This is a genomic window from Paenibacillus filicis (genome assembly GCF_038070315.1).
Classification (GTDB): Bacteria; Bacillota; Bacilli; order Paenibacillales; family NBRC-103111; genus Paenibacillus_G; species Paenibacillus_G filicis.
In genome coordinates, this window is record NZ_JBBPCC010000007.1 from 34061 (window position 1) to 48111 (window position 14051).

A 14051-nucleotide genomic window follows, 5' to 3' on the forward strand; every position below is an offset into this window, starting at 1 on the left:
CGCACGGATTAGTACACTTGGAACTCGGAAACTTGACCTCCGGTCGCTCCGCTGTTGGCCGTAAAGTTGACTCGGACGTACCGGGTGGTGGTCGCAGGGAACGTGATCGTCACCTCATTGGAGCTTGGATTAAACGTATACGTTGCGGACGGTACGATCGTCGTGAAAGCAGAACCGTTCGTGCTGCCCTCTATGGACAAGGTTTGATTTCTCGAGCCCCAGCTTGGCGGCAGTTGGAGGACGACCTTCGTAATGGACTTGCTGCTGCCCATATCGACCGTCAGCCAGTTCGGATAGGCATTGGCATTACCTTCCCAGTACGTAGCGGGGTTGCCGTCGTTAGCATTGGCTGCTCCGTAGACTTGGGTATGGCCGCTTTCCATGATCGGCTGTCCGAGTGCCAGATTGCTGCTGCCTGGAGTTGGCGTCGTGCCGCCGGACCAGCCGCTGTTACCAGGGCCAGGCGTGATGGTAAAGCCAGGCGCAAGATCCTGCCAGCCGCCTTGGGCTGGGTTCGTGACGGACGTGTTGCTGATCGTCGCATTGCCCAGTGCACCAGCCATCTCAACAATCCCGTAGCCTTGGCCGCGAAGACCCGGACGCTGGATCTTGACCTGATCTATGGTCGTATTGGATTGGCTGGACCCGGCGCTTTGGAACTGAATGCCGCTCGAGAGAGCATCCGTTATGTTCAGGTTGTTGATATTGAATCCGGAGATGTTTTTGAAATGAGCTACGAATTGCAAGGCGCCGCGCCAGCCGAAGCCGTGATCATACCCGCCGCCACGGATAATATCGTTCCGCTGTACGGTCGTGGTGCCGCTGAAGGATTTACCCGGGAACGTGGAGCTGATCAGAACGCCTGCTCCGTGCGGGATATCCTTGAATACGCTGTCTTCCACGCGGTTGCTGTCCCCGCCGTAGACCGCTGCGCCGTGGGCGAGCCAAGGGAGCTGGGCGGTGACATTCTTGATTACGTTAAAGCCCGGTTCGAAGCGGGACGCTTCGTATTCCGCAGGCCAGATCGCGAAGGCATCATCCCCGGTTCCACGTGCTGTGGAGTTATAGATCAACGTATTTCGTGTGCCGACGCTGGAATTAATCCCGTCCGCGATCGTATTGCGGAACCGCATGCCTTCGAAGCGAAGACCATCCGAATTGGTTACCCAGGCGCCGACTTTCGTATGCTCAATCCACAGATTACGGATGACAGAGCCCGTTCCGAAGGAGCCGATAATGCCGTCATTGGCTTCGCTATCGCTGCGGTAATCCAGTTTGCCGGTAATGGCGAAGTCGGAGAGCAACACATTATTCCCCGCGCCGTTGAAACGGATACGATTGCCATCATAATAGTTATCGTCGCCTACAAAGGTGCTGTGCCAGATTCCGGCACCCTGAATCTTGATATCGCTGAGATTGAACGTTCCGCGGATCTTGTAGGTACCGGCCGGAATCCAGACACCTTTTCCTTGCGCCTTGGCAGCATTAATCGTATTATTCAGGGCACCGGTATCATCGTTGCTGCCATTGCCTACAGCACCGTAGTCTGTGATGGATAGGAAGTTAGCAGATCTGGCCAGAGGAGGGGCGACATTCTCCAGATCGACAAAGTCGATGGTGTAGTAGGAAGCGCTATCACCTGAGTCCTTCTGCAGCTTGATCACATCTCCAGGATTGATAGTACCCAGCTTCAAACGAACCTCGTCATAGAAATTACGCGGAGTGCCTCCACCAGGATTATTGGTAAACGGATAGGCGCCGTAGAGGCGGGAATACTTGGACGTCATCGGCACTTTTTGAACAAAGGTCCCGTTTTTATACAAACTGAGCGTAGCGTCAATCCCGCCGCCCCCGGGAGAGTCAGGTAGGCTGTAGCGGATGACGATGGCATTGGCCGCACCTTGCGCCGTAAACTGCACGTATTTGCCGGTGGAGTCCAGCTTAACCGCCTTTTGGCCGGAGGCTTCGATTTCTTCTGTGTTGGGGTCGTAGCGGGGGCCGAGTACGGTAGCGTTCGTTGTCATATCTTCGGCTTCATAGGTTGTCCACGGAATTTCCGCTCCGCGGGAAGGTACGGCCGCATGAGCACCCGGTGCTGGCAAGGATATCGGCAGCAAGCCGACTAATAACGCGAAAGGGAGTAAGGTCCCCGTAGTTTTTTTCATCGTGATCGGTTTTAACATGTTCTAAATAGCCTCCTTCGCGTAGTGGGGTAATCGCTTTCAAAGAGTGAAAGCTAAGTTGTTAAGCTGCGCTATCCTGAAGCCTCCCTCCGCGTATTTCCTTGATCGTACCTTGAAAGCGCTATATTCTCCATGTAAGCGATTGCTCATTTTTTGTACAATTGTGCTTTTCTTTTAGGATAAACTGGCATCATAATCATCACGGACCATGCTAAGCCATCAGAACCTCACAAATCGCTTGACTCTGGAGTTCACTCCATGAGATAAGATGCAGATGTACTTCAATAGGCAAACAAGAGCAGGCAGTTCACAGCAAAGGAAAGGGCTCATCCCCTCCCGAAACGTTTACATCCCCATGGGGTGTAGGTATAATAGTTATGCTTATTTATATCTAGATCATACTGTGGAGGGTACATGATGTTTAAACGAATGAAAAGTAGTGTGGTTTTGCCTGTTTTCCTATCCTTGATGATGGCTGTCGCAGGCTGCGGTACGGCCAAGCAAACGTCCACGGACGGAAATCCGGCCAATCCGGCCCCAAGCACGAGCGCTCCAAGTCAGAAGCCGGCTGAAACGGTGGAATTAACCGTATCGGCAGCAGCCAGCATGACGGATGCACTGAAGGAAATCCAGAAAGCTTATGAATCGACAAATCCTAATATCAAAATAAATTTCAATTTCGGTGCATCCGGTGCGCTGCAGCAGCAGATCGAGCAGGGAGCGCCAGCTGACTTGTTTCTGTCGGCTGCGACCAAGAACATGAAGGCACTGGTGGACAAGCAGCTCATTGATGCCAATCAGCAGAAGAAATTATTAACGAACGAACTGGTCGCTGTCATCTCAGCAGATGCCAAAACAACGGTCGCAAGCGTAGCGGATGCAAACAAGCCGGACGTGAAGAAGGTAGCGATCGGTATCCCGGAGAGCGTCCCGGCAGGCAGCTACGCCAAAGAAGCGCTCACCAACGCCAAGCTTTGGGATACTCTGCAGCCGAAGCTGGTTCAGGCGAAAGATGTCCGGCAAGTGCTGCAGTATGTGGAAACAGGCAATGCCGATGTGGGCTTCGTGTACAAAACAGATGCCTTAACCTCACAGAAGGTCAAGATCGCCTTCCCTGTCGATCCCCAAACGTATACAGCCGTTGAATATCCGATCGGCATCGTAAAGGCCACGAAGCACAGCCAAGAAGCAGCGAATTTTTACGCATTTCTGCAGTCTCAGGCATCGATTGACGTTTTTGTTAAATACGGATTCTCGGCCATTCATTGAACGGGACAGCCATGAATGGGCATGAGTTCATTACACCGATCAAGTTATCGTTGCAAGTTGCGTTCATATCCAGCATTGTAGTGGTTATACTCGGCGTAGGAGCTGCCTGGTGGATGTCACGAGCCTCGTTCCGGGGCAAAATCGTGCTCGAAACAGCTTTTATGCTGCCGCTGGTGCTGCCGCCAACCGTGGTAGGCTTTGTCTTGCTCGTGATGTTGGGCCGCAAGAGCTGGCTCGGAACGTTCATCGAATGGTTGTTCTCCGCACCGGTCATCTTCTCCTGGTGGGCGGCCGTGATTGCTGCGGTTGTGGTAGCCTTCCCGCTCGTGTATCAGACGATGAAGGTTGGCTTCTCTTCCGTAGACGGGGATGTCGAGGCCGCGGCTCGCTCCTACGGAGCCAATGAATGGAAGGTGTTCCGGTATATTACGCTTCCGTTAACGTTCCGCTCCTTGGTCTCGGCCTATATTCTCGGCTTTGCCCGCGGGCTGGGCGAATTCGGAGCGACGCTGATGATTGCCGGCAATATTCCGGGTAAAACACAGACGATTCCGACCGCCATCTACGTGGCGGTTGATGCAGGGAATATGACGATGGCATGGGCATGGACGGGCTCCATGATCGTTATTTCGTTCGTGATGCTGATGTTCACAAGAACGAGAACATAATCGAGATGACGAAAAAGCCGCTGTGGATAGCGGCTTTTTTTAATAGAAGGTAATTATTAGAATTACATGTAATCATTGACTATTTTTTTGATCGAATGTAAGATAAGGTGGAAATCGAGGCTGTTGCAACCATGAAGGAGGTGTCTAGATTTGTGGTTGGCAATCCAAAATACAAAAGGCGGTGATCCTAGCAACCCTTAAGAAAGCGCTTTAATGAATCGTTCTGAAATTGTAATCGCTCACAAGTACGCGCGTTCACAAGCTCAGCCGTTTGCCTTCACCACATCTAATCAAGGAGGAACATAATGCGCAATAAGTATGTCATATGGTCACTTATCGTATCTTTGATCATCTCAAGCTTTTTCCTGTCGGTGGGGCCTTTGGCTTCTGTTTCGGCAGCCGGCGGACCGAATCTGGCTGCAGGTAAAACGATAACTGCGAGCAGTCAATCTCAGACTTACGCACCTAGCAACGTGCAGGACGGCAATCAAGGCACCTATTGGGAAAGCGCCAATAACGCCTTCCCTCAGTGGATTCAAGCCGATCTGGGCGCAGCGACAAGCATCGACCAAGTCGTCCTGAAGCTGCCTGCAAACTGGGAAAGCCGCACTCAGACGCTGGCCGTTCAAGGTAGTGCGGATGGTTCCACATTCACGGACATCGTCGCCTCCGCCAATTATACGTTCAACCCGTCCGTTAACAGCAATACGGTCACGATTAACTTTGCCGCAGCGAGCACGCGCTACGTTCGCCTGCATGTAACAGCCAATACGGGCTGGCCGGCAGCGCAGCTGTCCGAATTCGAAATCTACGGCAGCGGTAGCGGCAATCCTGGAAACCCTGGCAATCCCGGTAATCCGGGAAATCCTGGCGGTCCTTCTACGCCTCAAGGCACTAACGTAGCCTTGGGCAAGCCGATCACAGCTTCCTCCGCTACGCAATCCTTCGTAGCTGCTAACGCAAATGATGACAACACCGGCACGTACTGGGAGGGCGGGAGCAACCCGAGCACGTTGACGCTGGATCTGGGCTCCAACCACAGTATCAATGCGATCGTGCTGAAGCTGAACCCGGCTGCGGTCTGGAGCACCCGCACACAAACGATTCAAGTGCTGGGACATGACCAGAACGCGACGACCTTCAGCAATCTGGTTGCCGCACAGTCGTACACGTTCAATCCGGCCACCGGGAACTCGGTCACGATTCCGGTTACGGCAACGGTTAAGCGGGTGCAGTTGAACATCACGTCCAATTCCGGCGCTCCAGCCGGACAAATCGCCGAATTCCAAGTATTCGGTACGCCAGCAGCAAATCCGGATCTGACGATCACCGGCATGACGTGGTCTCCCGCTTCCCCGGTCGAAGTGAACCCGATCACACTGAATGCCACCGTTCAGAACATCGGCACGGCGGCTTCGGCGGCAACTACGGTTAACTTCTACCTGGACAACACATTGGCCGGTTCCGCTCCGGTAGGCGCACTTGCTGCAGGCGCATCGGCTACAGTATCCGTCAATGCCGGTGCGAAAAGCGCAGCTTCGTATTCGCTCAGCGCCAAGGTCGATGAGAATAACGTCGTCATCGAGCAGAACGAAGCGAACAACAGCTATACGCATCCTACACCACTTGTCGTGACTTCCGTACCAAGCTCCGATCTGGTAGGAACGGTATCTTGGACGCCAAGCACGCCATTCGTAGGCAATACGGTCAACTTCACAGTTAACGTGAAAAACCAAGGCAACATAGCGACAGCCGGCGGTGCGCATGGCGTGACCGTCGTGCTGAAGGACTCCTCCGGCAATACGATCCAGACCTACAACGGCGCTTACAACGGCGTCCTGGCACCTGGAGCTTCCGCCAATGTCTCCCTTGGCACCTGGACGGCTGCGAACGGTAGCTACACGGTCACGACAACGGTCGCACCGGATGCCAATGAAGTGGCAACCAAGCAAGGTAACAATGTCAGCACTTCCAATCTGGTCGTTTATGCCGCCCGTGGGGCCAGCATGCCTTACAAGCGCTATGATACCGAAGATGCTACACGCGGTGGCGGCGCAACGCTGCAATCCGCTCCAACCTTCGATCAGGCGCTGACCGCCTCGGAAGCTTCCAGACAGAGCTACATTGCGCTGCCTTCGAATGGCTCTTATCTGCAATGGACCGTTAGACCGGGCGAAGGCGGGGCAGGGGTTACGATGAGATTCACCCTGCCTGACTCGGCCAATGGCATGGGCTTGAACGGCTCCCTGGACGTTTATGTCAATGGCACCAAGGCCAAGACGATTCCGCTGACCTCCTACTACAACTGGCAGTATTTCAGCAGCGATCAACCGGCAGATACGCCTTCGGGTGGTCGTCCGCTGTTCCGCTTTGACGAAGTACACTGGAAGCTGGATACTCCGCTTCAAGCCGGGGATACAATCCGCATCCAGAAGAGCAATGCTGATACCCTCGAATACGGCGTAGATTTCATCGAGATTGAGCCGGTTCCTACCGCTATTCCGCGCCCGGCCAACTCTGTGTCCGTAACTGACTTCGGCGCTGTAGCTAACGATGGCAACGATGACCTGGCCGCCTTCGAAGCGGCTGTCACAGCAGCTGTATCCACGGGCAAAACACTGTACATCCCAGAGGGTACGTTCCATCTGAGCAACATGTGGAAAATCGGCACCGTCAGCAATAAGATCAACGATATCACGATCTTAGGCGCTGGTATCTGGCATACGAATATCCAGTTCACCAACCCGAACATCGCTGGAGGCGGCATCTCGTTCCGCGTCCAGGGCAAGCTGGATTTCAGCAACGTCTACATGAATTCGAATCTGCGCTCGCGTTACCACGAAGGAGCCATCTACAAAGCCTTCATGGACAATTTCGGCAAAAATTCGAAGGTTCACAATGTCTGGGTCGAGCACTTCGAGTGCGGCTTCTGGGTTGCTGACTACGCACATACGCCGGCTATCTATGCCGACGGGCTGGTCATCGAAAACAGCCGCATCCGCAACAACCTGGCCGACGGCGTTAACTTCGCTCAAGGCACGAGCAACTCGACTGTGCGCAACAGCAGCATCCGGAACAACGGGGATGACGGTCTGGCCGTCTGGACGAGTAACGTCAATGCCGCTCCGGCCGGCGTGAACAACACGTTCTCCAACAATACGATCGAAAACAACTGGCGCGCTGCAGCAATCGCTTTCTTCGGCGGCAGCGGTCACAAAGCAACGAACAATCTGATCGTCGATACCGTCGGCGGTTCCGCCTTCCGGATGAACACGGTATTCCCTGGCTATCACTTTGCGGACAATACGGGCATTCAGTTCTCGGATTCGACGATTATCAACAGCGGCACAAGCAAGGACCTGTACAACGGCGAGCGTGGCGCGATCGATCTAGAAGCTTCCGGCGACTCGATCAAGAACGTGACATTCACCAACATCGATATCCTCAACACCCAGCGCAGCGCGATTCAATTCGGCTATGGCGGCGGGTTCCAGAATATCGTGTTCAACAATATCAAAATCGATGGCACAGGCAAGGACGGCATCTTAACTTCGCGATTCACGACACCTCACCCGGGTGCGGCTATCTACACCTACACAGGCAACGGCTCCGCGACGTTCCACAACTTGACGACCAGCAATATTGCGCATCCGAACGTTAATTTCATCCAGCAAGGCTTTAATCTGGTGATCCAGTAGCAAGAGAATTGTACCGAGAATAGCAAGTGAAGCCAAAGCGGGGAGTTTTTCGAAACTCTCCGCTTTTTTACGTTTTCCGGATAAGCAGCAGTTATAGGCGATGGCCCAGCTGCTTTTTTCTCACGCCATAGACCAGGAACAAGAGAAGAGGGATCACGACAGCACAGGTCACATCCCAATAAATATAGTAGTTGACCACATAGTTAAAGTAGACGGTATTCGGTGTAACCGCAAACGCCGTCCCGCATACGATCATACCGACAGGGACGGCCAATGAACGGTGGTTTCGAAGCTTCAGAAATTGGGTGATTCCCAGCAGCAAGGCATAAAAATTCAGAATGGTCTTAAAGTAAGTGGATATAATCCAATTAATCGCGAGTATGGCTTCAACTCTCTGTACAAAATTGCCTACATTGATTCTCTGCGCTGCCACATAGGTGGGATAGAGAAGACTCGGAATCAGATTAGGGCCGAGCACTACCAGGGTCAGCAGAACGATGGAGCAAATCGCCATCCCCCCCAGAAAAGCACCTATCAGGTAGTCTCTCTCGGTATGCTTACCGTTCACAACTTGCGGGAATATCATGAGGAACGGGGCCATTTCGCAGAAGGTGAAGGTACTGCTGTAGGAAGAGCCGTAGATGATGCCTCGCATGCCTTCGCCAAAAATCGGCTGAACCCTGTCTATCTGCGCCTGAGGCAGCAGCAGGATAATCAAAGCCACATACAGCAAAAGATACCAGGGAAAAAAAGCTTCCCCGGTCCGTGCAATCGCCTCCAGCCCGCTTTTAACCCCCCATACCAGCGCGATAATCAGCAAGAGATGAATAACGACGATGGGGGTTTGTGTGAGGATCTGAGTTGCCAAGAAATCCCCGGCTTCCCGGAGCAATATGGACACATTGGTGAGAAAGTAGTAGAGATAGAACATCGTCAAGATGGCTCCCAGCCACTTCCCCAGTAATCGCCGGTTGTATTCCACCAGCGTCAGCTTGGGGAACAATCGACTGAAGCGGAATAACAACCATGCAACCGGCCAGCCTACGATAAATCCTAGCCCCCCCGATAACCAGGCATCCTGCTTGGCTGCCGCAACCGTCAAAGAGGGGAGAATCAGCAGCATATCTCCGATGATAAAATAGATGACAAGCACGGCCAACTGCCTCGTGCTGATTCTCCCGTTCTCGAACATATTCAACCTCCTCGATCCTCAGAGTCTCTGAAACCATTCCGATATCGGCTTAAACATCAACTCCGGTACTCTCATCAGACTTGGAAACTGAATGCCAAGCAGAGCGTATGTGCTGAGGATGGAACCGACGATCAATAACACCGCATAGACAACCACGTCTCTCGTCCATGCTTGTCGGATCTGAGCAGGGAGTTCGACGGCTGCTGCGATTACGGCCAGCAGGACTACGACAAGAATCGTCTTAACCATCGTTATTTCTCCTTCATGATGTTTTCCAGAGAATTGCTGGTCATACCGGTGTTGCGAATATGTAACTTCGTCTTGTATACGACCTTGAGGTCGGCAAACCGCTCATCCCAATCGTCCTCGAGACGCTTCCATAATTCTGGATACGTTTTATAGATGGCTTGACCGAAGCCGAAGATATCTGTTTTATATTGTTTCTGCATGACTTCCACCGTATGCTTCATAAGCTCGTTTGCTTTTTCCGCGCCCTTTTTCTCCAGCTCTTCGATGACAAGAGGACTCGTGACATCCATACTGCATGTGACTTCTCCAACATTCGCCTCGGTTTCCACCTGCACTTCAATGACAGGCTTTCCATTTACCAGGCGGCATTTCAGATCCGTATGAGAGCTGATGATTTCCAGAGCCAGCAGATTTCCATCTGAACATTTCAAGTTGCCTACCGTCGTTTTCACCTTATTCGTGATATAGTTATAGCCTTTCCCTTCATTTGGTCCAAGCCAGCCAACCAATTTATCTTTCTTGAAGATGGCTAGACCCGATAACTGAGGTTTCTCGGGATAATCCGTTTTCGTTTCATCTCCTGATGGGTTCTCCTTAGCATCATAAATAATGGTGACGCCGGGCAAAACCGGATGGATCCCTTTTCCCGTCATATGATCAATCAAAATATCTACGGTGACCTTGGTGATCGGGGCCCATACCTTAGAAGAGGTTTCCAGAGAATTGTATAGCGAATCTGCCGGGATTTTCTCCAAAGGCGTCAAAACCTTCAGAATGCTTTCAGCGGAGGTTTTTTTCGCAACAAATACCGCATAATTCATTCGCGTTTCAGGGTTTCGCACCAAGAGATCCAGCACTTTGGCGACGCCTTCCTGAGCAACGGACTCGCCCAAAATCAACACTTGTATTTGTGCCGTATATATTTTTCGCGGGCTCGTCGTGGTCAGGTTTCGAAAAGCTTCGAACAAAGTAGGGGCGCTGGCCTTATACAGGGTTACGGGCGCCTTACCACCCTTGGATCGACTGCTGACCTGATCGGGAATGACGACTTGGGCTGAAACCTGGTATTGATTGCCGATTTTGTCGATCGCAGCCCCTGACAGAATCCCCAGCTCATTGAGCTCACGCCGATTCCAGCAACCGGTCAAGAGTGTGACCAGAAGTACCCCTGCAACCATTCCAATTCTGATCCGTTGCATGGGCGCACACCTCTCCGAGTCGTTATGATGTCCCTTTATGACGCTTCATACGGATGCTGTCTTTTTGCTTGAGCAGGCTGGGACGCCTGATCATACGCGGCCATGAGATGCGGAATAACGTATCCTTCTGATCGCTTAAGCTGAAAGGCGCGATCGGACTCATATAAGGAACCCCGAAAGAATGTAAACTGTTCAGATGCAGGGTGAGCAAGATGATGCCGGTTAGAATACCGAATAATCCGAAGGAGGCCGCCAGACCCATCAGCAGGAATCGCAGCATACGCACTGAAATGGACATGGCATTGGCAGGGATTACGTAGCTGGAAATCGCCGTAATCGAGACGATGATAACCATAACCGCAGAGATGACCCCGGCATCCACCGCGGATTGACCGATGACAAGCGTTCCGACGATCGACACCGCTTGTCCGACCGTACGGGGCATTCGGATTCCCGCTTCCCGCAAAATTTCATACACGATCTCCATCATCAGCGCTTCGATAAATGCCGGAAAAGGAACGCCCTCCCGCTGCGCAGCTAAATTCAGGAGCAGATTGGTTGGCAGCATCTCCTGGTGATACGTCGTGATCGCGATGTATAACGATGGCGCGAGCAGAACGATGAAAAATGCCAGATAACGAACGATCCGGATTAACGTACTGATATCCGCACGCTGGTAATAATCTTCGGAAGTCTGCATGAAATGAATGAACAGAGCAGGGACAAGCAGGACGAAGGGAGTTCCATCAATCAAGATCGCTACCCGGCCCTCCAAAATTCCTGCGGCGATCGTATCCGGACGTTCGCTGTTATATACGGTAGGAAAGGGAGTTATCGTTTTTTCCTGAATGAATTCTTCGATGTACCCGCTCTCTAAAATACCGTCAATATCAATTTCCTTCAGACGCCGCCGCACTTCCTGAACCATTTGCTCATTCGCTATGGTGCTTTGGTACATCAACGCAACGCTTGTTTTCGTCACTTTGCCGATTTCATGAACTTCGAGCCAGAGCTGAGGATCCTTGACCCGCCGGCGGATCAGCGATATATTGGTCAGCAGCGTTTCCGTGAAGGCGTCCATGGGGCCACGGATGCTAGGTTGAGATTGCGGCTCACTGACGTTTCTTTCTTCGCGGCCTGTCACCCCAATACGTAGGCCGTCAGCGAATCCATCCAGCAGTACAATCGCATCGCCAGACAACAGATACGGGAATATCGCATGCAGTCTATCGATCGGGCTGATATCGCCTACGGTCAGAACCTTCTCCTTCAGAAAGCTTAGCGGGCTCCCATGAAGGGAAGGCGTATAGGCAAACTTTCCATTAACCAGTGAGTCCAGAATCGCGGATTGAATCATCGGAAGATCGGCAAGACCATTGATATATAACAAGGCGATCTGCCAATCATTGGCCAGCGTCATCTTTCTTACGATGAGATCCGGGCTTTGACCCATGATGCTCACAATCTGCCGGAGCGTAATATTCAAATCTGGGTCCAGAGGATCCATAGAATCGAATACGGATTGAATAGAATTCACGCTCCATTCCCCAATTTGGATACCCCCTATTGTGACCAGAAGAAGAAAAATTATGCAAAACAAGCACCTATAATGAACTATCAGAAGGTTAGAAGATTAGGGGCAACAAGAAGTCACGCACAGCGCATTTTTTGCGCTATTATGTTGTACAGTTCACATATAGTAAGACAACATTTATGTTAAAATTACCGGTATACAACTTTTGATTCCCCTTATCAGACAAAGGAGTTCTTATGCATAACGTAACAGGTTACCATATACGACAGGTGATTTATGAAGACTCCGCTATCGTCGTCTGTCATGCCTCATCGGCAGACGCTGATAGGGAGGTGCTCTTGAAGATCGTAAAGGAAGGACCTCGGGCCATCATCGAAAATGCGAAGGTTATGAATGAATATGAAGTCGCGGGAAACCTGCAGTTTCCTGGAATTCTACAGCCTCTGGCATTGCAGAGAGAAGGTAACCGGCTCATCATGGCCAGTGAATGGCGGTATGGGTTGACCTTGAAGCATTTTTCCAGGGAAAGTCAGATGTCCGTTCCGGTCTTTCTTCGGATTGCGATCCAGATTACACATATTTTGGAGGAGCTGCATGCCCAGAACATTATCCATATGAATATCCGGCCGGAGACGATTGTCGTGGTGCCCTCCACGCTTGAGGTCTGCCTGACCGGACTGGGACATGCGGTTGTTGTCCTGGAGGAGGACCGCCAGGCTGGAAACATACCGCTCATGCAAGGAAGCCCTCCCTATATGGCACCTGAGAGAACCGGGCGGATGCACGAATGGATCGGTCCGAGCACTGACCTTTACTCCCTCGGCGTAACGCTGTACGAGATTCTTGCGGGACGATTGCCGTTCCAAGCGAAGAACCCGTTGGAATGGGCACATGCTCATGTAGCTAGAGCACCCACACCACTGCGCTCGGATACTTCTGATATCCCCGTGATGGTGGAAAGAATCATCCTCAAGCTTCTGGAAAAATCGCTAGACCGCCGCTATAGGACTGCAGCAGCCTTAAGGACCGATTTAAGCGCATGCTTAGATCAACACGAGCAGACCGGTCTCATGGATGTCTTCGGGCTCGGGCAGGAGGAAGACACTATACGGATGGCTTCAGCCTCTTCCGTGGAGGAAGGCGCTATCCGTCAGCTACCTCTGGGTGAAGGGCAATCCGATACTGGCAGCGGTTATGGCCAGGTGCTGGAGATGGAGGCGATGATGCGGGCATCCCAGGCTTTCTCCCAAGAGAAGGATTCCCAGAAGCTGATGTCGAGATTGATGACCATTATCATGGAAATATCGGGAGCACAGAAGGGCGCTTTTGTTACATGTACACCAGACGGATTCTATACTGTGCTGGTTCTGGATCCGGCCCCGGGGGCCTCTACCTGGATGGGGTGTATCCCGCTGAGAGAGTGCGGCGATGTCAGTCTATCCGTAATCCGCCATACGGCGGAGACCCGCGCACCTGTCATGCTGAACGATGCCAGAGAGCATCTACAATATTCTGGCGATCCCTATATGGTGAAGCACAGACCCAGATCCGTGCTTGCGCTGCCAGTTGCGATACAAGGCGACTTGCAGGGCGTGCTCTACCTGGAGAACAACTATGCCTCCGGGGTGTTTACCACCGATCGGGCGGCACTTCTGCAGATGCTGTCATCTCAGTTGGGGTATGTGTATACGCTCATGCAATACTTTGAGCCTCCAGGTCCGGATGCGGCTCACGACGAGCGTCCGGCTATGCTTGTTCCCGCGTTGACCAACCGAGAGGTCGATGTTCTGCAAGGGCTGTCCGCCGGCTTATCCAATAAGGAGATTGCAGTCCGTCTGGTGATGTCGGCCGGTACAGTGAAGGTTCATGTACGGAACGTGTTCGACAAGCTCGGCGTGAATAACCGCGTGAAAGCCGTCGCCATGGCAGCCAAACTGAACTTATTGAACCCGACAATACCCCATATGGGGTATGTACAGGATCTGAAGTGAGCTTATAATTAAAAGTATGGAACCGAAGAGAAAAGAATGAAATGAGCCGGAATGTGTGCCAGACACGA

Annotated in this window: 9 protein-coding genes; 4 read left to right on the plus strand and 5 right to left on the minus strand. The window is 52.2% G+C overall.

What is annotated here, in order from left to right:
- Positions 1-8: 8 nt before the first annotated feature.
- The gene (locus tag WMW72_RS12495; RefSeq protein ID WP_341415813.1) at positions 9-2183 is read right to left on the minus strand and encodes a galactose-binding domain-containing protein; all 2175 of its coding nucleotides are present in this window, start codon (positions 2181-2183) and stop codon (positions 9-11) included.
- Positions 2184-2600: 417 nt separating this feature from the next.
- Between WMW72_RS12495 and modA the strand changes: the two genes are divergently transcribed.
- The 3 genes from modA to WMW72_RS12510 all read left to right on the plus strand — a co-directional run bounded on the left by modA (position 2601) and on the right by WMW72_RS12510 (position 7818).
- Positions 2601-3452 (plus strand): molybdate ABC transporter substrate-binding protein, encoded by an 852-nt coding sequence (gene modA / locus WMW72_RS12500; protein WP_341416020.1) that lies wholly within the window; start codon positions 2601-2603, stop codon positions 3450-3452.
- A gap of 11 nt (positions 3453-3463) precedes the next feature.
- A complete protein-coding gene (gene modB, locus WMW72_RS12505) occupies positions 3464-4120 on the plus strand; it encodes a molybdate ABC transporter permease subunit (RefSeq protein WP_341415814.1) in 657 nt (218 codons plus the stop codon).
- 305 nt (positions 4121-4425) lie between these two features.
- On the plus strand, positions 4426-7818 hold the full coding sequence (locus WMW72_RS12510; protein WP_341415815.1) for a discoidin domain-containing protein: 3393 nt from the start codon (positions 4426-4428) through the stop codon (positions 7816-7818).
- Between the two features lie 91 nt (positions 7819-7909).
- On the opposite strand, the gene WMW72_RS12515 is transcribed toward WMW72_RS12510, so the two are convergent.
- Genes WMW72_RS12515 through WMW72_RS12530 form a run of 4 tightly spaced genes read right to left on the minus strand, consistent with a single transcriptional unit; the run spans position 7910 to position 11965 of the window.
- A complete protein-coding gene (locus WMW72_RS12515) occupies positions 7910-9010 on the minus strand; it encodes a GerAB/ArcD/ProY family transporter (RefSeq protein WP_341415816.1) in 1101 nt (366 codons plus the stop codon).
- Positions 9011-9028: 18 nt separating this feature from the next.
- A complete protein-coding gene (locus tag WMW72_RS12520) occupies positions 9029-9259 on the minus strand; it encodes a hypothetical protein (protein ID WP_341415817.1) in 231 nt (76 codons plus the stop codon).
- Positions 9260-9261: 2 nt separating this feature from the next.
- Positions 9262-10458: a Ger(x)C family spore germination protein gene (locus tag WMW72_RS12525; protein WP_341415818.1), complete on the minus strand. Its 1197-nt coding sequence runs from the start codon at positions 10456-10458 to the stop codon at positions 9262-9264.
- A gap of 22 nt (positions 10459-10480) precedes the next feature.
- Entirely contained in the window at positions 10481-11965 is a 1485-nt protein-coding gene (locus WMW72_RS12530) for a spore germination protein (RefSeq protein WP_341415819.1), read from the minus strand.
- Positions 11966-12228: 263 nt separating this feature from the next.
- Here WMW72_RS12530 and WMW72_RS12535 point away from each other — a divergent pair, with 263 nt between their 5' ends.
- Positions 12229-13983: a protein kinase domain-containing protein gene (locus WMW72_RS12535; RefSeq protein ID WP_341415820.1), complete on the plus strand. Its 1755-nt coding sequence runs from the start codon at positions 12229-12231 to the stop codon at positions 13981-13983.
- Positions 13984-14051 lie beyond the last annotated feature (68 nt).